21 protein-coding genes are annotated in these 23,049 nt (G+C 71.2%); 9 read left to right on the forward strand and 12 right to left on the reverse strand.

Annotated elements, in window-relative coordinates; genetic code table 11:
* Nucleotides 1-2 precede the first annotated feature (2 nt).
* Together V1457_RS00550 and V1457_RS00555 are read left to right on the forward strand one after the other, a co-directional pair.
* A complete protein-coding gene (locus V1457_RS00550) occupies nucleotides 3-1,244 on the forward strand; it encodes a DUF58 domain-containing protein (protein WP_200070039.1) in 1,242 nt (413 codons plus the stop codon).
* A complete protein-coding gene (locus tag V1457_RS00555; RefSeq protein WP_338599006.1) occupies nucleotides 1,241-3,436 on the forward strand; it encodes a DUF3488 and transglutaminase-like domain-containing protein in 2,196 nt (731 codons plus the stop codon). Before V1457_RS00550 ends, V1457_RS00555 begins: the two co-directional genes overlap by 4 nt.
* 168 nt (nucleotides 3,437-3,604) lie before the next feature.
* Here the strand turns inward: V1457_RS00555 and V1457_RS00560 are convergent, their stop codons facing one another.
* Together V1457_RS00560 and V1457_RS00565 are read right to left on the reverse strand one after the other, a co-directional pair.
* Nucleotides 3,605-4,027 carry a DUF3040 domain-containing protein gene (locus V1457_RS00560; protein WP_200070041.1) on the reverse strand — a complete coding sequence of 141 codons (423 nt, stop codon included), beginning with the start codon at nucleotides 4,025-4,027 and terminating at the stop codon, nucleotides 3,605-3,607.
* 183 nt (nucleotides 4,028-4,210) lie between these two features.
* On the reverse strand, nucleotides 4,211-4,984 hold the full coding sequence (locus tag V1457_RS00565) for a bifunctional 2-polyprenyl-6-hydroxyphenol methylase/3-demethylubiquinol 3-O-methyltransferase UbiG (protein ID WP_200070042.1): 774 nt from the start codon (nucleotides 4,982-4,984) through the stop codon (nucleotides 4,211-4,213).
* A gap of 104 nt (nucleotides 4,985-5,088) precedes the next feature.
* Between V1457_RS00565 and V1457_RS00570 the strand changes: the two genes are divergently transcribed.
* Both V1457_RS00570 and V1457_RS00575 read left to right on the forward strand, forming a co-directional pair.
* Entirely contained in the window at nucleotides 5,089-5,970 is an 882-nt protein-coding gene (locus V1457_RS00570) for a ParA family protein (protein WP_200070043.1), read from the forward strand.
* Between the two features lies 1 nt (nucleotide 5,971).
* Nucleotides 5,972-6,751 carry a DNA-formamidopyrimidine glycosylase family protein gene (locus tag V1457_RS00575; protein WP_200070373.1) on the forward strand — a complete coding sequence of 260 codons (780 nt, stop codon included), beginning with the start codon at nucleotides 5,972-5,974 and terminating at the stop codon, nucleotides 6,749-6,751.
* Nucleotide 6,752: 1 nt separating this feature from the next.
* Here the strand turns inward: V1457_RS00575 and V1457_RS00580 are convergent, their stop codons facing one another.
* From V1457_RS00580 to V1457_RS00615, 8 genes are all read right to left on the reverse strand, one after another.
* Nucleotides 6,753-8,042 (reverse strand): solute carrier family 23 protein, encoded by a 1,290-nt coding sequence (locus tag V1457_RS00580; RefSeq protein ID WP_338599012.1) that lies wholly within the window; start codon nucleotides 8,040-8,042, stop codon nucleotides 6,753-6,755.
* A gap of 190 nt (nucleotides 8,043-8,232) precedes the next feature.
* The gene (pspM, locus tag V1457_RS00585; protein WP_200070045.1) at nucleotides 8,233-9,063 is read right to left on the reverse strand and encodes a phage shock envelope stress response protein PspM; all 831 of its coding nucleotides are present in this window, start codon (nucleotides 9,061-9,063) and stop codon (nucleotides 8,233-8,235) included.
* Between the two features lie 12 nt (nucleotides 9,064-9,075).
* Nucleotides 9,076-9,912, reverse strand: a complete 837-nt coding sequence (locus tag V1457_RS00590; RefSeq protein ID WP_200070046.1) for a PspA/IM30 family protein — start codon at nucleotides 9,910-9,912, stop codon at nucleotides 9,076-9,078.
* A gap of 97 nt (nucleotides 9,913-10,009) precedes the next feature.
* Nucleotides 10,010-10,201, reverse strand: a complete 192-nt coding sequence (locus tag V1457_RS00595) for a hypothetical protein (protein WP_200070047.1) — start codon at nucleotides 10,199-10,201, stop codon at nucleotides 10,010-10,012.
* Nucleotides 10,202-10,253: 52 nt separating this feature from the next.
* Nucleotides 10,254-10,742, reverse strand: coding sequence for a helix-turn-helix domain-containing protein (locus V1457_RS00600; RefSeq protein WP_200070048.1), 489 nt, complete (start codon nucleotides 10,740-10,742; stop codon nucleotides 10,254-10,256).
* Between the two features lie 223 nt (nucleotides 10,743-10,965).
* Complete coding sequence (locus V1457_RS00605) at nucleotides 10,966-11,445, reverse strand: CinA family protein (RefSeq protein ID WP_338599019.1); 480 nt, start codon at nucleotides 11,443-11,445, stop codon at nucleotides 10,966-10,968.
* The gene (gene pgsA / locus V1457_RS00610; RefSeq protein WP_200070049.1) at nucleotides 11,442-12,071 is read right to left on the reverse strand and encodes a CDP-diacylglycerol--glycerol-3-phosphate 3-phosphatidyltransferase; all 630 of its coding nucleotides are present in this window, start codon (nucleotides 12,069-12,071) and stop codon (nucleotides 11,442-11,444) included. The genes V1457_RS00605 and pgsA overlap by 4 nt, the downstream gene beginning before the upstream one ends.
* A gap of 377 nt (nucleotides 12,072-12,448) precedes the next feature.
* On the reverse strand, nucleotides 12,449-13,090 hold the full coding sequence (locus V1457_RS00615) for a Uma2 family endonuclease (RefSeq protein ID WP_338599024.1): 642 nt from the start codon (nucleotides 13,088-13,090) through the stop codon (nucleotides 12,449-12,451).
* A gap of 136 nt (nucleotides 13,091-13,226) precedes the next feature.
* Between V1457_RS00615 and V1457_RS00620 the strand changes: the two genes are divergently transcribed.
* The 3 genes from V1457_RS00620 (at nucleotide 13,227) to V1457_RS00630 (ending at nucleotide 16,054) form a co-directional block, all read left to right on the forward strand.
* The gene (locus V1457_RS00620) at nucleotides 13,227-13,793 is read left to right on the forward strand and encodes an amino-acid N-acetyltransferase (protein ID WP_200070051.1); all 567 of its coding nucleotides are present in this window, start codon (nucleotides 13,227-13,229) and stop codon (nucleotides 13,791-13,793) included.
* Nucleotides 13,794-14,161: 368 nt separating this feature from the next.
* Nucleotides 14,162-14,722, forward strand: coding sequence for a phospholipase (locus V1457_RS00625; protein ID WP_200070052.1), 561 nt, complete (start codon nucleotides 14,162-14,164; stop codon nucleotides 14,720-14,722).
* A 117-nt stretch (nucleotides 14,723-14,839) separates the two neighbouring features.
* Complete coding sequence (locus V1457_RS00630; RefSeq protein WP_338599029.1) at nucleotides 14,840-16,054, forward strand: alpha-hydroxy acid oxidase; 1,215 nt, start codon at nucleotides 14,840-14,842, stop codon at nucleotides 16,052-16,054.
* Nucleotides 16,055-16,111: 57 nt separating this feature from the next.
* On the opposite strand, the gene V1457_RS00635 is transcribed toward V1457_RS00630, so the two are convergent.
* A complete protein-coding gene (locus tag V1457_RS00635) occupies nucleotides 16,112-17,338 on the reverse strand; it encodes a sialidase family protein (protein ID WP_338599032.1) in 1,227 nt (408 codons plus the stop codon).
* A 266-nt stretch (nucleotides 17,339-17,604) separates the two neighbouring features.
* Entirely contained in the window at nucleotides 17,605-20,169 is a 2,565-nt protein-coding gene (locus V1457_RS00640) for a DNA translocase FtsK (RefSeq protein ID WP_338599035.1), read from the reverse strand.
* Between the two features lie 206 nt (nucleotides 20,170-20,375).
* Here V1457_RS00640 and V1457_RS00645 point away from each other — a divergent pair, with 206 nt between their 5' ends.
* Entirely contained in the window at nucleotides 20,376-21,119 is a 744-nt protein-coding gene (locus V1457_RS00645) for a 1-acyl-sn-glycerol-3-phosphate acyltransferase (protein ID WP_295145383.1), read from the forward strand.
* A 289-nt stretch (nucleotides 21,120-21,408) separates the two neighbouring features.
* Nucleotides 21,409-23,034 (forward strand): alpha/beta hydrolase, encoded by a 1,626-nt coding sequence (locus V1457_RS00650; RefSeq protein ID WP_338599038.1) that lies wholly within the window; start codon nucleotides 21,409-21,411, stop codon nucleotides 23,032-23,034.
* The last annotated feature ends 15 nt before the right edge of the window (nucleotides 23,035-23,049 follow it).

Raw genomic sequence — 23,049 nt, forward strand, 5'->3', positions numbered from 1 at the left:
CGTTGCTGTCCGGCCTGACCGTGCGCGGCCGCTGCCTGCTGGCGGCGGGCGTGGCCGCCGCAGTGTGCTCGGTGGCGCTCGACGAGCGGGACCTGCTGCGGATCGCCGCTTTCGTCGTAGTGCTGCCGCTGCTGGCGATGGTCGTCGCCGCCCGCGTCCGGCACGGGCTGCGGGTGCGGCGGGAGGTGCTGCCCGGCCGGGTCCAGGTCGGTGCGCAGGCGGAAGTCCGGCTGCACGTCACCGGCTCGGGTGCGGTGCCGCTGGGCGGGCTGCAGCTGGAGGACGAGGTGCCGCACGCGCTCAGTTCCCACCCGTACTTCCGCGTCGAGCACGTCCGCCGCGCGGGCGCGGTGCTGGACTACCAGGTCACGCCGCAGCTGCGCGGCATCCACCAGATCGGGCCGCTGCGCACCCGGGTCGGCGATCCGTTCGGGCTGGCCGAGTTCGGCCACGAGCTCGGCGGCCGCAGCAGGCTGGTGGCGGTGCCGCGGGTGGTCCCGCTCGGCGGCTTACCCGCCGGTTCGGGTCTGGGCACCGGCGAGGACGGCACCACGCGGCTGCGCGCCGGGCACGGCGACGACGACACGATGGTGCGGGAGTACCGGCACGGCGACGACATCCGGCGGGTGCATTGGAAGAGCACCGCCAAGCGCGACGAGCTGATGGTGCGGGTCGAGGAGCGGCCTTGGCACGGCGGCGTGACGGTGCTGCTGGACCGGCGAACGGCTGCGCACCGCGGCAGCGGCGCGGCCTCCAGCCTGGAGTGGGCGGTCTCGGCCGCAGCGAGCATCTGCGCGCACCTGCACGCGCACGACCAGCAGGTTCGGTTGATCACGGAGGACGGTGCCGCGCTGGCGGGCGGTCCGGGCCCGTTCGACGGCGGCCAGGACGATTCGGCGATGCTGGAGGCGCTCGCGGCGGTGCGGCCGTCGGCGCAGCGGGACCTGGTGTGCCCGCAGGACCCCGGCAACGGCCAGGAGCTGATCGCCGTCCTCGGTGCCACCAGCACGGCCGGTGTCGGTGAGCTGACGCGGTTGCGCCCGGAGCGCGCCCGCAGCTTGGCGCTGCTGCTGGACGTGCCCGCCTGGACGGGCGACTCGGACGGGTCCTTCGACGCGCAGCGCACCGCCGAACGGCTGCGCACGGCGGGCTGGAGCGTGGTCGTGGTGCGCGGGCCGAAGACGTCGATGGCCGGGGCTTGGGGCCGGTTGTGCCAGGCCGGTGCGGCGGAGGTGGCTTCGTGATCGACGGCCAGGCGATTCGCGCGACGCTGGCGGCCGCGGTGGCCGTGCTGTGCGCGGCGACCTCGTTCACCGGGATCTTCGCCGACGCGCGCTGGATGGTTCCGGCGGCGTTGACCGTCGCGGTGGTCAGCGGGACCGGGCTGCTCGGCCGCACGCTGCGCTGGTGGCCGCCGCTGGTCGCGATCGCCCAGCTCGTCGTGCTGCTCGCGCTGCTTTCGGCGCTGTTCACCCAGCAAGCAGTGCTGGGCGTGCTGCCGGGTCCGGCCGCCGTCGGGCAACTGTCCGAAGTGCTCTCCGAGGCGCTGGGGGCGGTGCGCGGAGGTGTTCCGCCGGTGGCCGCCGACCCGGCGTTGCAGTGCCTGGTGTGCCTCGGGCTGGGATTCGTCGCCGCGCTGATCGACGTGATCGCGGTGACCGCGGGCACGCCAGCGGTGGCCGGTCTGGTGCTGCTGTGCGTGGTCGCCATCCCCGCTTCGCTGGCCCAGAGCATGCTGCCGTGGTGGACGTTCGCGATCAGCGCCGCCGGGTTCGCGCTGCTGCTGGCATCGGCGGGCAGGCATGTGCAGGGGCGGCCGGACAGCTGGTCGCTCGGTTCCCGCGGTGCCGCGCTGGGTGCAGCGGCCGCCGTGATCGGGCTGCTCACCGGGGTCGTGTTCACCGGAGTGGGCACCGAGGGGCGGCTGCCCGGTTCGAACTCGGCCGGGTACGGGCCGGGCAGCGGCGGCGTCGGGCTGCGCCCGTTCACCTCGCTGCGCGGCCAGCTCAACCGGGATGACGAGGCGGACCTGTTCCGGGTCCGCGGCCTGCCGGAGCAGACGTACCTGCGGGCGATGACGCTGAGCAGGTTCGACCCGCAACAGGGCTGGAGCCTCGGCCCGCTGACCCGCGGCGTGGACGCCCAGCAGCCGCTGCCGCCGCCGGAGGGCACCGACACCGTCGCGCCGGGTCCGACCGCGACGGTCGGCATCGACCCGGTCGGCTACCGCGACCCGTGGCTGCCGATCTTCGGGATGCCGACCGGGGTGTCCGGGATGGGCGCGGGCTGGCGCTACGACCCGGCCAGCGGAATCGTGTTCACCCAGACCCGCCAGCAGAGCCGCCCCTACACCGAGCAGCTCCGGCTGCCGTCCCCCAGCCCGGAGGCGCTGCGCAACGCGACCGGACCGGAGCCGGTCGACCGGACCTACCTGGACAAGGCCGGAGTGACGCCGCGGATCTCCGAGCTGGCCGATCAGGTCACCGCTGGCGCGCCGACCCGGTTCGACAAGGCGATGGCGCTGCAGCGGTTCTTCACCGACCCGGCCAACGGCTTCCGCTACGACCTCAGCACCGCCCCGCCCGCAGGCGGCTCCGCGCTGGAGGACTTCCTGTTCGGCGGCAAGCGCGGGTTCTGCGAGCAGTTCGCCTCGTCGATGGCCGTGCTGCTGCGTTCCGAAGGCATCCCCTCCCGCGTGGCGGTCGGCTTCACGCCCGGCTACCAGGACGGCGACCAGCGGGTGATCACGACCAACGACGCGCACGCGTGGGTGGAGGCGTACTTCCCGCACTACGGGTGGATCACGTTCGACCCGACCCCGCTCGGCGACGGGCGCACCGCACTGCCCGCGTACGCGCAGCCGCCGCCCCCGCCCGCTCCGTCGCCGGCTCCGGAGACGGGCCAGGAGCCGGCACCGCCGCCCGCTCCGTCCGAGCCGGGCACGCCGCCGCAGGCCGAGCCGCCCGCTCAGCCGCAAAGCGGCTCCTGGTTCGGGGTGACCGCGGCGACGGCGGGAGTCCTGCTGCTGGTCGTCCTGCTGGCCGGGGCACCGGCCGCGGTCCGCGAACTCCGCCGCAGGCAGCACTTGCGGGCCGCCGCGGGCGGGTCGGCGGCCGCCGCCTGGCGGGAGTTGCTGAACGAACTCGCCGACCGCGGCGAGCACCCGGACCGCAGCCGCACCGTGCGCACCACGGCCACCGAGCTCGCCGACCGACACGAGCTCGGTCCGGAAAGCTCCCGCGCACTGCACGAGCTGGTCGAAGCGGTCGAGCGGGAGTGGTACGCCCCGGCGGGCCGGGTCGCCACCGCCACCGCCGCCCCGGATGCCGCGCTGCGCACCGTCCTGGCCGGGCTGCGGCAGCAGCATCCGATGAGCTGGCGGGATCGGCTGCTGCCCCGCTCGCTGCTGTCGGACACTCCGCTGCGCCGGAGCTGAACTGCGGCGGGGCTGAACTGCGCCGGACTGACCTGCGCCGGGGCTGACCCGAAGCGCCGAGACCGCCGCACCGGCACGAAGAAACCCGGTGACCGCGCGGGTCACCGGGTTCCACGTCATCAAGTCGGCCGGGTGGCGCATCGCCGGCACGTGGCCGGCGAGCACGGCCTAGCGGTCGAATCGCTTGCGGAAGCGATCCTCCATCCGCTGTGCGAACGAACCCTTGGCGCGGGGTTCGGGCTGCTGCTTGCGGCCGCCGCCGGAAGAGCCCCCGCCTTCCGCGGCCTCCGACTCGGCGTCCTGGCCGCCGCCACCGCGCATCGCGGACAGGACGATCACTGCTCCGCCGAACATCACGAGGAAGCCGACCACGCTCACCACGGGGATACCGGCCGGTTTGACCGGTATCACCACGCCGACCACCAGCAGGATCAACCCCAGCACGAACACGGCGATGCCCTGCAGGCGACGCCGCCGCGACGGGCGCTGCAACCGCCCGCCGCGAACCGTGGAGGCGAACTTCGGATCCTCGGCGTAGAGCGCGCGCTCGATCTGGTCGAGCATCCGCTGCTCGTGCTCGGAGAGTGGCATGGCTCCTCCTCCGGCACAGGTCTCTGGTGGCGCCGGAGACTCGGAGGGCACACCTTCGAGCTGGAACCCGGCGAACGCTTGGGGGCGTCACCGACGAGGATACGGTTCCGGCGACGTCAGGACTACCCGCAGGGGTCAGCTCGGGTTCATGAGCTCGTCGACATCATCCCCTCGGTCCAGCGATCAGCCGACCACCCGGCCGACGGCGTGCAGCCGGGTCGCGATGTCGCGCAGCGGCGGGCGGGCGGCGGCGCCGCGTTCCAGCTCTGCCAGCGCATCGGCGGCGCTGCTCTCGGAACCCGCGCCTGCCGCGGCATCCGAGGTCGTGCCGGGCACGCCTTCGGAAACGGTGCCGGGCACCAGGTACCCGAACACGTCCTGGCCCTGCACCAGCTCTACCGCCAGCCCGGCGTCCTGCATCCGGCGTTTCAGCTCCTCGGTGTCGAACCGCCGCAGCACCGTGTCGGTCGTCCCGTCGAGCCTGCCGTCCGGATCGTGGAACACCCGCAGCGCCTCGGGCAGCCGCCCGGCCAGCGCGCGGCCCAGCACCGCCGCGTACCGGTTCGCCACCAGCACCGACACCGCCCCGCCGGGAGCGCTGGCTGCGACCAGCGACGACAGCGAGGTGGCCACGTCGTCGACGTACTCCAGCAAGCCGTGCCCGAGCACCAGGTCGGCCCCACCGGGCGGGGTGTAGTTGTGCAGCGCCTCGGTGTCGCCCTGCAACGCGGTGATCAGTTCGGCGACACCCGCGTCGGCGGCACGGCGCTGCAGCGTGGCCAGCGCGTTCGGGCTCGGGTCGACCACCGTGACCTCGCAGCCGGTGGAGGCCAGCGGTACCGCCCACACCCCGCTGCCGCCGCCGACGTCGAGCACCCGCGGGGGCCGTCCGTCCCGGCGGCTGCGGGCTTCGGCGATCTCTTCTTCCAGCACGCGGTGGACGGCGTCCGATCTCATGGCCAGCAGCGTAATGGCGGGTCAGACCGGGCGGCGCACCGGCGGGGCGGCTGCACTGGCGCAGCAGCACACGAGATCGACGTGCGGTTCCGTAGGCTACGGGCGTGCAAACCGTGGCAGTGCTCAGCCTCAAGGGCGGAGTCGGCAAGACGACCGTGGTGCTCGGGCTCGCTTCGGCAGCCATGCGCCGCGGTGCGCGGACCTTGGTGGTCGACCTGGACCCGCAGTGCAACGCGACCGCCGCGCTGGAACCGGACGAGACCGAGCTGGGCCTCAGCGATGTGCTGGCCGACCCGCGCCCGGAGGTGCTGCGGTCGGCGGTGGGGCCCAGCGGGTGGGGCGAACAGGTCGATGTGCTGGTGGGCTCGGAAGACGCCGAGCTGCACAACGGCGGTACCGACGGGAGCCGCAGCGACCTGGCGAAGCTCACCGAGGCGTTATCCGCGTTGGAGACCCTGATCGCGGACGGGGACCTGCCGTACCAGCTGGTGCTGCTGGACTGCCCGCCTTCGCTGGGGCGGTTGACGCGCTCGGCGCTGATCGCGGCGGACCGGGCGCTGCTGGTGACCGAGCCCACGATCTTCGCGGTTTCCGGGGTGCAGCGGGCGTTCGAGGCGGTGCAGGCCGAGCGGGAGAACAACCCGCGGTTGCAACCGCTGGGTGTGGTGGTGAACCGGGTGCGGCCGCGGTCGCACGAGCACCAGTTCCGGATCGACGAGCTCCGGGAGATCTTCGGGCCGCTGGTGATGCCGGTGGCGCTGCCGGACCGGCTCGCGGTGCAGCAGGCGCAGGGCGCTTGCCTGCCGATCCACCAGTGGGGCACGCCGGGAGCGCGCGAGGTCGCGCTCGGGTTCAACCTGCTGCTGGCGCGCACGCTGCGCGCCGGGCGGCAGCGGCGTGGTGCCGAGCCACCGATCGATGAGGCGACTGCGGCCGACGATCCGGGCGACGCGGAACTCGACGCCGACGAGCTCCAGGAGGACTGACCTGCCGGAAGGCGACACGGTGTTCCTGACCTGCCACCGCCTGCACGAGGCGCTGGCCGGCCGGGCGCTGGTGCGCGGCGAACTCCGGCACCCTCGTCTGTCCACTTTGGATCTCACGGGCCGGGTGGTGCGCGAGGTGCGCCCGATCGGCAAACACCTGCTCACCCGGTTCGAGTGCGGCTGGACGCTGCACAGCCACCTGCGGATGGACGGCGCCTGGCACCTGTACTCGCCGCGCGCCCGCTGGCGGCGGCCTGCGCACCAGGTGCGGGCGCTGCTCGCGGTTCCGGAGCGGACCGCGGTCGGGTTCAACCTGCACGATCTGCGATGGCTGCGCACCGGCGAAGAGGACGAGCTGGTGGGCCACCTCGGCCCGGACCTGCTGTCCCCGGACTGGGACGAGGCGATGCGCACCGAAGCGGTCCGCAGGCTGCGGTCCGACCCCGAGCGCGAGATCGGTCTCGCGCTGCTGGACCAATCCGTGCTGGCCGGGCTCGGCAACATCTACAAGACCGAGGTGTGCTTCCTGCTGCGCCGCTCGCCGTGGACCCCGGCGGGCGAGGTGGATGCGGACCGCGCGGTGCAACTGGGCCGCGAACTGCTGCTGCGCAACGCGTGGCGCCCGGAACAAGCCACCACCGGCGATCCGCGCCGCGAGGCGAAGCACTGGGTTTACGGCCGCCGCACCTGCCTGCGCTGCGCAAGCGCGGTGCTGCGCGACGAGCAGGGCGCGGGCACCGAGGAACGCGTCGCCTACCACTGCCCGCGCTGCCAGCCGTGAGTCAGCCGCCGGGTATCTCCTCCCGGTGCGCCGACACGGCGTCGGCCAGGCTCCGCAGCACCGGGTACACCAGCACGATCCCGATCGAACCCCACACCAGCCCGGTGATCCGCAGCGCGCCCAGCGACAACGTCAGGTCGCCCACCCCGGCCACCAGCGCGGTGCCCAGCACGGCCAGGTTGACCGGGTCGGCGAAGTCCACTCCGGCTTCGCTCCAGATCCGCACCCCGACCAGCGCGAGCACGCCGACCACCACGAACATCGCGCCGCCGAGCACGCCCGGCGGAATCGTGCCGATCAGCGCGTGCAGCTTCGGGCAGAACGCCAGCAGCACCGCGCCCACCGCCGCGACCATGCACGCCGCCGTCGAGTACACCCGCGCCGCGGCCATCACGCCGACGTTCGGTGCGTAGCTGCTCAACGCCGAACCGCCGCCGGAACCGGCCAGCGAGTTCGCCAGCCCGCCGCCGATCAGCGCGTCGCCGACGTGCCCGTCCAGGTTGCGCCCGCTCATCGCCGCGACCGCTTTGCCGTTGCCGACGAGTTCGGCGGCCAGCACCAGCACCATCGGGGCCACGAACGGCACCGCGGACAGGTGCAGCTGCGGGCTCAGCACCTGCGGAACCCCGAACCAGTCGGCATCGGCCACCGCGTGCAGCCGTGCCGCGTCCACCTGGCCGGCGAGCCCGGCGCAGCCCCATCCGGCGAGCACTCCGAGCAGGACCGCCAGCCGCCGCAACATGCCGCGGCTGAGCACCGTCGCCAGCACCACGACGACCAGCGTCACCACCGCGGGCACCGGCTGCGCGCGGAACGACGTCACCGTCTGCCCGGCCAGGCTCAACCCCAGCATCAGCACGATGCCCCCGGTCACCACCGGGGGCATCGCCGATTCCAGCAGCCGCGCGCCGAGCGCTTTGACCGCGATCCCGAACGCGACCAGCACCAGCCCCACGATCATGATCGCGCCGAGCAGCGCGCCCGGACCGGCACCGCCGTGATCGACGGCCGCGCCCATCGGCACGACGAAGGCGAACGAGGCACCGAGGTAGCCGGGCACCCGGTTGCGGGTGATCACCAGGAACAGCAGGGTGCCGATGCCGGAGAACAAGAACGTCGTGGCGGCGGGAAAACCGGTCAGCGCGGGCACCAGGGCGGTGGTGCCGAACATGGCCAGCAGGTGCTGGAGCCCGAATCCGATGGTCAACGGCCAGCTGAGGCGTTCTTCGGACCCCACGACCGCTTCGTCCACCAAGTGACGACCGTTGCCGTGCACGGTCCACAACGCCACAACTTCCTCCCCGACTGTCCCCCGGCGCGGGGGACGCGCTGCCACGTAACGTAGCGACGCTGGGGAGATTACTATTCGGCATCACATAATCAACCCGCCACGGGGTCATTAGTGTGAAAAGTGATGCACATGTGCTGACGTGCAGTCATGACCGCGGCACCGCGCCCGCGCGGACCCGGTCGGCGGGCGCTCAAGAATTCCGCGGCTGCCCGGTATCGCCACTGCCCCGCCCGAGCTCGAGCAGCGCGGTCGCCAGCCCGGCCAAGCGGTCCGAAGCGTCCTGCACGGCGTGCCGCTGCTCCGGCCCTCCGCTGGCAGCGACGGCGCGTCCCGCTGCGGCGACCAAGTGGCGGTAGCCCTCCACGCCCTCGTCGAGTTCACCGCGCAACCGCTGCACATCCGCGCGCAGCGGTTCCTGCTCGGAGGCGGGCACGTGCGGCAGCGCCGCCTCCACCGCCTGCAGCCGCGCCGAAACCTCGCGCAGCGCGGCCGCAGCTCGGTTCGCGGTGTCCCGGGCGTCCGCGGCTTCGCCGAAACCGGCCGTGCTCAGCTGCTGCAGCGCCTGGTGCATGCTCTGCTCCGCGTCGCGGAGACTGCGCATCGGCTCCCGCGCCTGCGAGCCGTTCGGCGGCAACTCCACCGGTTCCGGCGCGGCCTCCGGCAGCGGCACCTTGCACAGCTTGCGGTACTGCCGCCACGAGGCGACCGCGCCGACCGCGGTCGCGACCGCGGCACCGCCGATGCCGAACGCGGCCACGTCCAGCATCGTCTCCAGCGGCTGAGCCGCGGGCATGCCGAACACGTGCGGCGCGAACGCCCCGTACGAGCCGGCCGCGAACACCCCGGTGCCCACGGTTCCCGTGATGGCGGTCTGCCTGCTGCGCTTGCGCTTGCGCAGCAACCTGGCGCGCGGATCACGCCACCGCGCGAGCTTGCGGCGGAACTCACCGGCGATCGGGCCGCGCAGCTCGCGCAGCGCGGCCTCGCCCCATTCCGCCAGCTCCTTCTTCTGCGGCGGCATCGGCGAACTCGCTCAGACCTGGCCGGTCTGCGGGTTCTGCTGCTGCTGTTGCGGCTGGGTGGACGGCTCGGCCGCCTGCCCGCCGGTGACCTGCTGCTGTTGCCCGCCGGTGACCTGCTGCTGATCGTTGCTGCCCATCGAGGCGCGCAGCTGCTCCAGCCGGTTCGAGCCCGCGGCGTCGATGGAAGCCTGCTGGACCTCCATCATCCGGCCCTGCACGCTGTTCTGCGCCAGCTCCGCCTCACCGAGGGCGGTGCTGTAGCGGCGCTCGATCTTGTCCCGCACCTCGTCCAGCGAGGGCGTGTTGCCGGGCGCGGCCATGTCGGACATCTGCTTGAGCGAGTTCGACGCCTGCTCCTGCATCTTCGCCTGCTCGAGCTGGCTGAGCAGCTTCGTGCGCTCGGCGATCTTCTGCTGCAGCATCTGCGAGTTGCGCTCCACCGCCTGCTTGGCCTGCTCGGCGGCCTGCAGCGACTGGTCGTGCAGCGTCTTGAGGTCCTCGACCCCCTGCTCGGCGGTGACCAGCTGGCTGGCCAGCTGGGTGGCGGTCTCCTCGTACTTCTCCGCCTTGGCCGTGTCGCCTTCGGAACGCGCCTGGTCGGCCATCGTCAACGCCTGCCGCGCCGAGGACTGCAGCTTCTCGACCTCGCCGAGCTGGCGGTTCAGCTTCATCTCCAGCTGCCGCTGGTTGCCGATCACCGATGCGGCCTGCTGCGACAGGCTCTGGTGCTGACGCTGCGCATCCTCGATGGCCTGCTGGATCTGCACCTTCGGATCGGCGTTCTCGTCGACCTTCGACGAGAACGACGCCATCAGGTACTTCCAGAACTTCACGAACGGATTGGCCATCTCCTCCGCCTGCCTTCTCTGCTGCCGGTGCTGCCCGTGCGCGGCCGGGCCGCACAACTCCCCTTTCGGCGAGCCGACGGGCCGCGGCGTTTCGCGATCATCTTGCCATCGCGCCTGGTCCCCAACGGGTCCTGGCCCCATCGTGGCAGTCCGCGATGTCCGCTTCCACCAGGACGCCGAAGATCTCCGGGATTTTCCCGGGGTATCCCGCGACGGCGCCGACGCTGATCGAGCCGACGCCGCCGCCCGGGCTCGTGCCCGGCAGGCGACCGCGGCGCGCGCGGGTCATTCGATCAACGCACCGGCCACCCGGCAGGTTCCTGAGCTCGGCGGAACATTCCCTAAGCGGCCACCACGACGCCGCCGGAGTTGCGCACCGGAGCGCTGATCCGCTGGCTGAGCACCGGCTGCAGCTTGCGGTCCTCGGCGGATTCGTCCGCCGCGGCGCTCGCCTGCGCCTCGGCACCCACCTCGGCGAATTCCGCGCCCGCCAGGCCGGTCTCGGCGAGGTCGGTGCCCGCCAGGCTCGGCACCAGCGTCCCGCCGTCGAAACCGGAGTCGGCCTGCTCGACCATCGCCGGGGTCAGCATCGAGCCCGCCCCGTCCAGATCGCCGGCCACGGTCACCAGCAGTTCCGGCAGCGGCACGTCCAGCGCGCCGCAGATCGAGGCCAGCAGTTCGCTCGACGCCTCCTTGCGGCCCCGTTCCACCTCCGAGAGGTAGCCGAGGCTCACCCGGGCGGCGCGCGAGACGTCCCGCAGCGTACGAGACTGAGCGGTCCGGGCGCGGCGCAGCCGTTCTCCGACCGCTTCCCGCAACAACACGGTCATCGCGCGCCTCCCTCCTTCGTCGCCTACATCGTGCGCTACGCGTCAACGCCCTCTACGTTACTCATCGCGACGGCCGCACGAGAGCGATCACCGGCAAGTCCGCCGAGGGCGAACGCATCCTGCACCCGCGGCCGCAGTCGATCAAGCGGTGATCCACCCGTGTCCACCGCCCGGCGCAGCTGCCGTGCCCAGCGACATCGCGCTGCACACGTGCCGCGGAAGTTCAACCCAGCAGGGCGCCGAACTGTTCCAACGCCACCCGAATGGCCGCCGCCCGGACGGCAGAACGATCACCGTCGAGACGCGTGGAGAACACGGTCGCAACCGACGGCCCGGCGAAGCCGATGTGCACGGTCCCCGGCGCGGCGCCATCTTGCGGATCCGGCCCGGCGGCCCCGGTCAGCCCCACACCCCACGACGCTCGGCAGCGGTCCCGCGCGCCCGCGGCGAGCTGCTCGGCGACCTTCGGCTGCACCGCACCGCCCGTGGCCAGCAGCGCGGGATCCACGCCCGCCAGCTCGGCCTTGAGCTCGGTGGCGTAGACGACCAGCCCGCCCCGCACGACCGCGCTGGCCCCGGCGACCTCCGTCAACGCCGCCGAGAGCAGACCGGCCGTCAGCGACTCGGCGGTGGCGACGGTCTCGCCGCGGGAGCGCAGGCGAGCCAGCACGCCTGCGACGAGATCGTGCTCGGCGGCGGTCACGGCCGCTGCTCCGCGGCTTGCTCGCCCGCCGCTCGCAGCCGCACCGCGCGGACCACGTAGTCCAGCCCGGTCAGCACCGTGACCAGCACCGCAGCGGCCATCACCGTCCAGGCGACCGGAGCCCCCAGCGCGCCGAGCGGCATCAGGTACAGCCCGATCGCGATCGCTTGCAGCAGCGTCTTCAGCTTCCCGCCGCGGCTGGCGGGGATCACGCCGTGCCGGATCACCCAGAACCGCAGGATTGTGACGAACAACTCACGCGCGATGATGATCGAGGTGGCCCACCAGGACAGGTCGCCGAGCAGGCTTAGCCCGATCAGCGCCGAGCCGGTCAACGCCTTGTCCGCGATCGGATCGGCGATCTTGCCGAAGTCGGTGACCAGCCCGCGCTTGCGCGCCAGGTCGCCGTCCACGCGGTCGGTGATCGAGGCGATCAGGAACACCGCGGTCGCCAGCCACCGCCACAGCAGCTCGTGCCCGTCGCCCCACAGCAGGGTCACCAGGAACACCGGCACCATCGCCAGCCTGGACACGGTCAGCACGTTGGCGATGTTCACCAGCGGCACCGGTCGTTCGACCGGCCCACCGGGAGTGGGCGAGCTCGATGCCGCGCTCTCGGCCGTCATGCCTGCTCCCCGCGAAGTTGCTGTTCGGACGTGCCGCCCGGGCGCGGCGCCGAGTCCAGGTACTCGGTGCCGGTCACCCGGCGAAGCGGCACATCGCCCGCGCCGACCCGTCCAGGATCAGCGAAGCAGCACGCACCGTCCACCTCCGGCCGCTGACCTGTGGGCGGGACCTCCCGGATGCGCCCGGCATCCGCGATCCGTCCGGCGTCCGCGGACCGTGCGGCACGCGCGAACCGACCGGGAGGGACAACGTTGCGAACGCGCGCCGGCGCGATCGTGGCGCCCCGGCGGGCAGCGGTGCCTGCTGGCATGGCGTCGAGGTTAGCGGGACAGCAGCACTGCCCTGCGATCGAGCCCGGAACGGGAACAGCCGAAGATCAGCTTTGCAGCAGCACGTCCACCGGGATCTCCACCGCGACATCGCCGGGCAACTTCAACGCGTCACCCCGCGAATAAGCCGCGATGCTGCGGTATTCGCCGTTCTCCGGCCGCCACAGCACCTTGGCCTCGCCGTGTTCGCGGTCGCCGATCAGGTACACCGGGACACCGGCCCGCGCGTACGCCTCCGGTTTGATGCGCAGGTCGTCCTGCCAGTTCGAAGAAGTGATCTCGACGACGAGGTGGAAGAGCTCGGGCGGGTACTGCGAACCGGGCAGGCGGTGTTCGCGGAAGTCCTCGTCGACCACCGCGAGGTCGGGAAGCGCGAAGTCGCCCGGCCCTTCGGGCAGCGCAAGGCCCAGGTTCTGGATCACTTCCAGCTGGTTCTCCTCGACGACCTGCCGGTCGAGGATGCGCATCAGCCTGGTGAGGGCCACCCCGTGGCCGCCGTCAGGAGGTGGAGTCACGACAACCCTTCCGCTCATCGCCTCGATGCGGAAGCCGTCCAGCGCGGGGTCCTGCCACAACCGCTCGGCGGTCTCCCGCGCGGTCGGCCTGCCGCCGGACTGTTCCGGGGCTCCCGACTGCTCCGGAGCTTCCGGGCGATGCTCGTGCGTGCCGCGTTCCATCGTGGCGGTCATCTCCCACCTCCTGGCTCCAGACTAGCGCACATCACCACGGAAAGTAGCGATCTTATCACTGTCCGAAACCAAGCCGTCACTGAGCGCTACCGGGCGCACATCGACTTCATCGTGCACGGAAGGTAGCATTCGCACCATGCATAGCTATGCGCCAGGCGAAATATCGATTCGCCGGGCTCGGGTCGCCGACGTCCGCGGCATCAAGGCGCTCGTCGACTCCTACGCCGGAAAGGTGCTGCTGGCCAAGGAACTCGTGACGCTCTACGAGCACGTGCAGGAGTTCTGGGTCGCCGAGCTCTCCGACGGCGACGGCATCCGCGTGGTCGGCTGCGGCGCACTGCACGTGCTGTGGGAGGACTTGGCCGAGATCCGCACCGTCGCGGTCGACCCGGCCGCCAGGGGCCACGGCGTCGGCCACCGCGTGGTCGGCCGCCTGGTGCAGCTCGCCCGCGAACTGGGGTTGGCGCGGGTGTTCGTGCTGACCTTCGAAACCGAATTCTTCGGCAGGCACGGATTCCACCGCATCGACGGCACCCCGGTGAGTCCGGACGTCTACGCCGAAATGCGCCGCTCCGCCGACGAAGGCGTCGCCGAATTCCTCGACCTCCCCTTCGTCAAGCCCAACACCCTCGGCAACACGCGGATGCTGCTGGAACTCGGTGGCACCACCGACGGCACGACCGCCGACGGCCTGCTCGGCTGAGACCACCGGTCCGGCGATCCTCGCCCGCAGCGCACTAGCGCCGTCCAGCTCACCGACCGCCTCTGCGCGATTCGCCCGGTCCTCGTAGCGGCGCTGCCTGGTCCGGTTCTCGCGTTGCTCGACCTGCACGACCTCGATTCCGAGGTCGGCCGCTTGGAGAACTCCACGACTTGCCGCCGGGGAGCTGCTGCTCATGCCCGGCTACGACAAGTCCGGGCAGGCGGTTCCGGTGACCGCCGTCCACGCCGCGAACGCCTCCACCACATCGAGTGGTGCACGCCGGGACGACCGGGGGTCGCCGCGGCAGATCGGCAACAGCTATAACTCCGGTGTCGCTCGTTGCAGGTCCCGACCTTCCAGGAGAGCCAGTGCCCCGTCACGCCGCGCGCCCTCGCGCGCTCGCAGCCGCCGCCTCCGCCGGTGCGGTGCTGCTGCTGACCGCGGGAAACGCGCAAGCCGAGATACCCCAACCGGAGCTCCAGCAGATCACCGACAGATACCTGTTCCAGACGACGCTGCACGACTTCACCGGCATCCGCGCCGACAAGCCCTACGGCGATCAGCTCGACTGGTCGTCGGACAGCTGCTCGTACTCGCCGAACGAGCCGCTGGGCTACGACTTCGGCACCAGCTGCGACCGGCACGACTTCGGCTACCGGAACTACGAGAAGCAGTCCCGGTTCACCGACGAAAACCGGTTGCGCATCGACGACAACTTCAAGGCCGACATGCGTTCCGGCTGCGGTGCGGACCCGGTGTGCAAGTCCGCGGCCGAGGTCTACTACTGGGCGGTGCGCCAGTTCGGCGACGTCAGCGTCGCCGAGGCCATGCAACAGGCGCAGGTCACGCCGAAGCGCTCGAAGTCCGGTGCGATCGTCGGCTACCAGGCCCGCGACGCGGCCGGGAAGCCGGTGCAGTTCAACCCCTGAGCCGGGTTGCCCGCGGGCACGGTCACCGGGTGTGGCCGTGCCCGCTTTTGCTGTGGTCGGCGGGCATCCGCTGGGTAGTGTGCGCCGGGCCCTGGACGACGAGGTGAAGGGAAACGAATGGTACGGCGCCAGATTCCACGGTGGTCCGAGCTGCGCCCGTTGCTGCGGGTGGCGCCGCCGGAGCTCAACCCGCTCGAGCGGCGCCTTTCGCACGCGCACACCATTCCCGACCTGCGCAGGATCGCCTACCGGCGGACGCCGCGCGCGGTGTTCGACTACACCGACGGCGCGGCGGAAGGCGAGACGAGCCTGCGCCGCGCGCGGCAGGCGTTCCGCGACCTCGAGTTCCACCCTTCGGTGCTGCGCGATGTGTCCGATGTGGACACTGGCCGCGAGATCCTTGGCAGGCCGTCGACATTGCCGTTCTCCTTGGCGCCCACCGGGTTCACGCGGATGATGAACCACGAGGGCGAGCCCGCCGTGGCACGGGTCGCCGAGCGCGCGGGCATCCCGTATGGACTGTCCACAATGGGCACCACGTCGGTGGAGGACACCGCAGCGGCCGCGCCGGAGGCCCGCAAGTGGTTCCAGCTCTACGTGTGGCGCGACCGCGAAGCCAGCCGCGAGCTGGTGCAGCGGGCCAAGGAAGCCGGCTACGAAGCGCTGATGCTCACGGTCGACACCGCGGTCGCGGGCGCGCGGATGCGGGACGTGCGCAACGGGCTGACCATCCCGCCGTCGCTGACGCTGAAGACGATCGCCGACGGGGCGCTGCACCCCGCGTGGTGGTTCAACCTGCTGACCACCGAGCCGCTGCAGTTCGCGTCGTTCAAGCGCTGGGAAGGCACCGTCGCGGAACTGATGAACGAGATGTTCGACCCGTCGCTGAGCTTCGCCGACGTGGAGTGGCTGCGCGAGATCTGGGACGGCCCGCTGATCATCAAGGGCCTGCAGAACGCTCCGGACGCGGCGAAGGTCGTCGAGCTCGGCGCGGACGCGGTGATCCTGTCCAACCACGGCGGCCGCCAGCTGGACCGGGCGCCGACGATGCTGGAGCTGCTGCCGAAGGTGCGCGAGCGGATCGGCGACCGCGCGGAGATCATGCTGGACACCGGCATCCTCAGCGGCGCCGACATCGTCGCCGCCATCGCGCGCGGCGCGGATTCCTGCCTGGTCGGGCGCGCCTACCTGTACGGGTTGATGGCCGGTGGGCAGCGCGGGGTGCAGAAGGCGGTGGACATCCTGCGCGTCGAGGTGGAGCGCACGATGCGGCTGCTCGGCGTTTCCTCGCTGGATCAGCTGGACAGCTCGTACGCGACGCTGCGGCGCTGAGACCGGGTGCCGGGCTGCCGTTCGGACGGCCCGGCACCAGCGGTCACCGGTTCGAGATCACCGGTTCGGCCGCGCGTCCAGCGGAGTCCGGTCCGGCGCGCCCGCCATTTCCCCGGGCTGCCCCGTTTCGCCTGCCTGCCCCGCGTCCCCGTCGATCGGTCCGGTGCCGAAGTACGCCTCGCACGGGCCGCCGATGTACTTCTCGTAGTCGGTGGCCAAGTGGATCACCGACCGCCCGTCCGAGGTGGGCAGCGTCGTCGGGCTGAAGTTGCGGCAGTCGCTGCCCTGGTTGTGCTCGATCTGCACCGGCGCCGGGACTTCCCGCCAGCCGTGCGCCAGGTCGGACGGATGGTCGTTGACCATCAGCGTGCGCCCGTTGCCCGGAGCCAAACCGCCGTTGTCGCCACCGAGCATCTGGTAGGCGAGGATCAGCCGCCCGTTCGGATCCGTGCCCGGCGCCCACGAGATCGTCGGCGTGCCGAGCGGCTGCCCACCGGCGTCCGAGACGATCTCGGTCCCGGGGTCGCGGGGATCGCCCCAGTCCCAGCCGTCCCGCGATGTCCGCATGAACACGGTGCAGATGTGCACCGGGTCGTAGTTGCACATCTCGTAGACCATCACGTAGCTGCCGTCCGGCAGCTGCCGCACTCCGGCCATGCCGGGCCGGACGCGGAACCGGTCGTCCTTGATGGCGTCGCGCTGGTCGGTCCAGTGCACGCCGTCCGCGGACCGGACCTGGACCATCTTCTGGTCGTGGTTCGGGTCCATGTCGTCGGAGTAGAACGCGGCCAGCTGCCCGTCGGCGGTGACGGTGAATTCCGGTTCCCACACGCCCGGCCCGGGCGGCATCGTGACCACATTGGACAGGTAGTTCCAGGTGCGTCCGTGATCGTCGCTGCGCCAGAGCCGGATGCTGCTGGTGCGGGTGTCCGCGTCCGCGCCGACTCCGGCGGTACCTGCCCACAGCAGCGTGCCCGCGGGCATGTCGCCGACGGCGCGGGGCAGTTCGTAGAGCGTGGAGCAGCACATGCCCTTGGTGTTCTCGCCCTCGGGGTCGCGGATCTCGCCGACCTGCTCGAAGGACTTCCCGTCATCGCCGCTCTCGTAGATCACCGCTCTTCCGGCATTGTCCACATAGGTCGTCATGCTGGCCAGTACGCGCCCGTTCGCGGGACCACTGTGCTGCAGTCTGACCAATCTCGGATAGCTGCTTCCGCCCTGCCGGAACATCTCGCCCTGGTTCACGTCCATGGGCGCGGCAGCAGGCTCATCGGCCTGCGCCATTCCGTAACATAAGCCTGTGACCAGCAACGCGGCTAGCGCGGTGGCGGCACCGGCTCGGATTCTCCTGCCGTTCATCGCGAACCCTTCAGCTCGATCAGCGGCGCAGAATATATAGCTTGAAGATCAGCCGGTGAACCCGGTTGGCGAGTTTTTCCGCAAACTCACAGGGCTGGTACCGAGACCGTGAAAAACGTGAATCCCGGAGGTGTCCGGGAGACGAATCAGAGCAAAAAAGACCCCGCCGGAATTCGGCGGGGCCACCGGGTTCAGGCTTCGTCGTCGGGAGGCGGGCCGCCCCGGATCGAGTCCAGCGCGCCCTGCAGCTCGTCCGGCTTCACCAGCACGTCGCGCGCCTTCGAACCCTCCGACGGACCGACGACGTTGCGCGATTCCAGCAGGTCCATCAACCGGCCCGCCTTCGCGAACCCGACGCGCAGCTTGCGCTGCAACATCGAAGTGGAACCGAACTGGCTGGTCACGACCAGTTCGGTGGCCTGCAGCAGCACGTCGAGGTCGTCGCCGATGTCGGAGTCGACCTCCTTCTTCTCGCCCGCCTTGGCCGCGGTGACGCCTTCGGTGTAGTCCGGCTCGGCCTGCTCCTTGGTGTAGCCGACGATCCGGGTGATCTCCGCGTCGCTGACGAACGAACCCTGCACCCGCTGCGGCCGGGACGCGCCCATCGGGAAGTACAGCCCGTCGCCCATGCCGATCAGCTTCTCCGCGCCCGGCTGGTCCAGGATCACCCGCGAGTCGGTGAGCGAGGACGTCGCGAACGCCAGCCGCGAGGGCACGTTCGTCTTGATCAGCCCCGTGACCACGTCCACCGAGGGCCGCTGGGTGGCCAGCACCAGGTGGATCCCGGCGGCCCGCGCCTTCTGCGTGATCCGCACGATCGCGTCCTCGACGTCCCGCGGCGCGGTCATCATCAGGTCGGCGAGCTCGTCCACGATCGCCAGGATGTACGGGTACGGCCGGTATTCGCGTTCGCTGCCGGGCGGGGCGGTGATCTCGCCGGAGCGCACCTTCGAGTTGAAGTCGTCGATGTGCCGCACCCGGTTGGCCTGCATGTCCTGGTAGCGCTGCTCCATCTCGTCGACCAGCCAGCCCAGCGCGGCCGCGGCCTTCTTCGGCTGGGTGATGATCGGCGTGATCAGGTGCGGGATGCCCTCGTACGGGGTGAGCTCGACCATCTTCGGGTCGATCAGGATCATCCGGACCTCTTGCGGCGTGGCCCGCGCCAGCAGCGAGACCAGCATCGAGTTCACGAAGCTGGACTTGCCGGAACCGGTGGAACCCGCGCACAGCAGGTGCGGCATCTTGGACAGGTTCGCGGTGACCATGTGGCCTTCGATGTCCTTGCCCAGACCCATCACCAGCGGGTGCGCGTCGCCGGCGGCCTTGGAGGAACGCAACACGTCGCCGAGCAGCACCATTTCGCGGTCGCTGTTGGGCACCTCGATGCCGACCGCGGACTTGCCCGGGATCGGCGCGAGCAGCCGCACGTTGTCGGTGGCCGCGGCGTAGGCGATGTTCTTGGTCAGCGCGGTGATCTTCTCGACCTTCACGCCGGGGCCGAGTTCCACCTCGTAGCGGGTCACCGTCGGCCCGCGGACGAACCCGGTGACCTGCGCGTCGATCTTGAACTGCTCCAGGACCGCGGTGATCGCCTCGATCATGGAGTCGTTCGCCTTGCTGCGCGTCTTCGGCGCTTCCCCGCCGGTTAGCGCGTCCAGCGGCGGGAGCTTGTAGTCGCCTTCGACGGTGCGGCTGATGGTGAGCTTGCCGCTGTCCTCGGGTTCTTCCTGGTCCTGCTGCTCACCCGCTGCGGGGACCTCTTCCGGCGCGGGTTTCGGCTCGCTCGACTGCTTCTTCGACTTCGGCGCGGATTCGGCGGGCGCGTCGTCGAGGGAGAGCTGCCCGTCGTCGGCGACCTCCTTCGCGTCGGAGCCCTTCGCGCTGGAGCCCTGCCTGCGCCGGGACGGGCGGCGCAGCTGCACCGTCTCCGGTTCGACCTCTTCGGTGACCGGCTCGTCCGCTTCCTCGGGCGCGGCGGTGAACCGGGCCCGCAGCGTGGACAGCGTCGTGTCGGTCAGCAGCATCAGCCCGAACAGCGCCACCAGCACCAGCACCGGCACCGCGACCCACGTCGTCACGCCCTGCGCGAGCGGGCCGCCCGCGACGAACCCGATGATTCCGCCCGCACCCGGCCACGCCTGCCAGTTCGCGGGCGCGCCGAACACGATGTGCAGCACGCCGAGCACGCTGAGCCCGAGCAGCACGGAGCCGAGCACCACGCGCGGGCGCGCCTCCGGATTGGTGTCGGTGCTCGCGAAGAACACCGCGATCCCGGCCAGCACCAGCGGCAGCGCCATGACCGCGGAGCCGACGACGAACCGCAGGCCCCAGTCCAGCCACTGCCCGACCGGCCCGCCCGCGTGCCCCCACACGCCCGCGGCGGTGATCACGGCGGCGGCCAGCGCGATCAGCGCCATGCCGGTGCGGCCGTGCGCCGGGTCGATGTCCTTGGCGCGGCGCAGCACGCGCCCGACGCCGAGGCTCGGTTGCGCGCCGGACTTGGCGCCGCGTTTGGCGCTGCTCTTCGAGGAGCCGCTGTTCGAGGAGCCGCGCTTGGCGGGTGAGCTGCGCGGCGCGTGCGTCGATCCGGGGCGCGGTTTCCCCCCACCGGAAGAAGAACTGGTGTTGCGCCCCTTCGCGGCACCGCCGCTCTTGGTGCCGCCTGGACTGTGCGTCGAGTTCCGCGCCGGGGATTTCGCCGCATTCTTCGGTGACGATTTCCCGCTCTGGGCGCCGCTCGTGGTCCGGCCCGCCATGGCCCTTACGTTATCTTGCGCGGCCGCTTTGCGTCACAGGAGGCGCAGGAAACACACGGCTATCCGGTCCGGGACATGTGACGCCGAGCGTTGTGCGATGCTCACCCGTCATGGTCGCCCAGCACGTCGAGCCCGAATCCGCGCAACCGCCTCCGGCAGCACGCGAGCAGCTGTACCGCGAGGCGCCACTGCTGTGGCGGGTGCTGCTGCGGGTCGACCGCGCGCTGGTGCGGCTCACCGGACGGCTGCAGGTCACCGGTGATGTGCCGGACGAACTGCGCGGCAAGCCGCTGCTGCTGGCGGCGAACCACATCGGCAACGTCGATGCCCTGGTCGTGATGGCGGCGTGCGGGCGAAACCGGTTGGCGGTGCGGTTCTTGGCCACCGGCGGGTTGTTCGACGCTCCGGTGCTGGGCTCGCTGCTGCGCAAGTCGCGGCACGTGCGCGCGGACCGCGGTAGGGCCACCGCGAGCGAGGCGCTGCACCGCGTCGTGGATGCGTTGGAGCAGGACCACCGGCCGGTGCTGGTGTATCCGGAGGGGCGGATCAGCCTGGAACCCGATCTGTGGCCGGAGCGCGGCAAGACCGGTGTGGCGCGGATGGCGCTGGCTTCGGGGGCGCCGGTCGTCCCGATCAGCCAGTGGGGTGCGCACGAGGTCGTCCGCTACGGGATGCCGCGGGTGGAGAGCCCGCGCGACGCCGGTGTCCTGCTGCGTTCGTGGCTCGGTGCGATCCGGCGGCGGCCGGTGCTGCGGGTGCACTTCGGCGAGCCGGTCGACTTGAGCGACCTGTCCGCGGACAAGCCCGGCGATGCGGCCCGCGCGCGCGACCGCATCATGCGCGGGATCACGGCGGGGCTGACTCCGCTGCGCGCGGACGAACCGGACGCACCTCGGCACGCCGACGCGACGCGCCCGACTGGGGACAAAAGGAGTCCTTGGCGCCCTTGAGCGCGCGTCGCCGTGCTGCGAGCCTTGCGGCGAGCGGTCGGCCGACTGCTGATCGACCACGCAATCGCGGTTTTCGTTCAGCTGCCGGACTGTCTCCTCGCGCGCTGGTCGGCGTTCGAGCGGGGAAGTTCGTCGCGGCTGGATCTTCGCGGCTTCCTGGTGGGCCGCGGATCTGTTGGGACAGACTGGGCCGATCAGGGATTGGGCGCCGATCAGGGACTGGGCGCCGATCAGGGATTGGTCGCGATCGGTGCCCGCCCGGGCGCTGGAACGGACATCGAGGAACGAAGTGCAGAAATCAGCGATCGCCACGGCGGCGACCGGCCTGCTGGCAGCGAGCCTGCTGTTCGCACCGGCTGGTTCCGCCGCTCAACCGGGCCACGTCCCGGCGACCCAGGACCCGGCTCGGGAAACGGTTTCTCCGGAACCGGACTCGTTCAACCCGGCACCGATCAAATGGGGCCCGTGCGAAGACGATTCGTTACGGAAGGCGCACGCCGAGTGCGGAATGCTCGAAGTGCCGCTGGATTACGCGGATCCGGGCGGGGAAAAGATCTCGCTGGCCGTCTCGCGGGTGAAGCACACGTTGCCGGAAGACCAGTACCAGGGCGCGATGCTGCTCAATCCCGGCGGTCCCGGTGGTTCCGGGCTGGCACTGGCGAAGCTGGGGTCCTCGGTGCCGAAGAACGCGGGCGCCGCCTACGACTGGATCGGCTTCGACCCGCGCGGCGTCGGCGCCAGCAAACCGGCGTTGTCCTGCGATCGCGACTACTTCGGCTACGACCGGCCGGACTACACGCCGGACACCCCGCAGAAGGAGCGGGAGCTGCGGGACCGCTCGGCCCGTTACGCGCAGGCGTGCGGGAAGTCCGGCGGCGCACTGCTGAACCACATGAAGACGACGGATTCCGTCGCGGACATGGAAAGCATCCGCAAGGCGCTCGGGCAGCAGCGGATCAATTATTACGGGTTCTCCTACGGCACCTACCTCGGCCAGGTCTACGGCACGCTGCACCCGGACCGGATGCGGCGGGTGGTGCTGGACGGCGTGGTCAACCCGGAGGACGTCTGGTACGAGAACAACCTCAACCAGGACGTGGCGTTCGACCGCAACATCAAGATCTTCTTCGATTGGGTCGCCCGCTACGACTCCGTCTACCACCTCGGCACCACCGGTGATCAGGTGGAGCGGCGGTTCTACGAGCAGAAGGCGAAGCTCGACGCGCAGCCGGCGGGCGGGGTGATCGGCTCCGACGAGTGGGTCGACCTGTTCCTGCAGGCCGGGTACGAGCACAAAGCTTGGGAACAGCGCGCGGAGGCGTTCGCCGGATGGGTGCAGCGCGGCGATTGGCAGCCGCTGAAGAAGATCTACGACTCGGACAACTCACCGGGCGACGACAACAACTTCGCCGTCTACAACGCGGTCCAGTGCAGCGACCTGCAGTGGCCGCGGCAGTGGAACCGCTGGCGGGTGGACAACTGGATCACGCACGCGAAGGCGCCGTTCGAGACCTGGGCGAACGCTTGGTACAACGCCTCTTGCCAGAGCTGGCCGGTCGAACCGGGCGAGCCGGTCGATGTCGACGGCGGCGGCGTGCAAAGCGCGCTGCTGATCAACGAGGAACTGGACGCGGCCACGCCGTACCCCGGCGCGCTGGAAACGCGGAAGCGCTTCCCGAACTCCAGCCTGATCAGCCTTCCCGGCGGCACCACGCATTCCGGTTCGCTTTCCGGGAACCGCTGCCTGGACGACCAGATCGCGGACTACCTCAACACCGGCGAACGCCCCGCCCGCAAACCCGGCGGCGGTCCCGACACCACCTGTGAACCACTCCCCCAGCCGGTCCCGAAGGGCGCGAAGCCGCAACCGCAACGGCCCGAGACATCGCCGGGCGGATCGGAGCACCAGGACTGAAATCGGGCGGGAACG

This window comes from Saccharopolyspora sp. SCSIO 74807, assembly GCF_037023755.1.
In the GTDB taxonomy this organism is placed as follows: Bacteria; Actinomycetota; Actinomycetes; order Mycobacteriales; family Pseudonocardiaceae; genus Saccharopolyspora_C; species Saccharopolyspora_C galaxeae.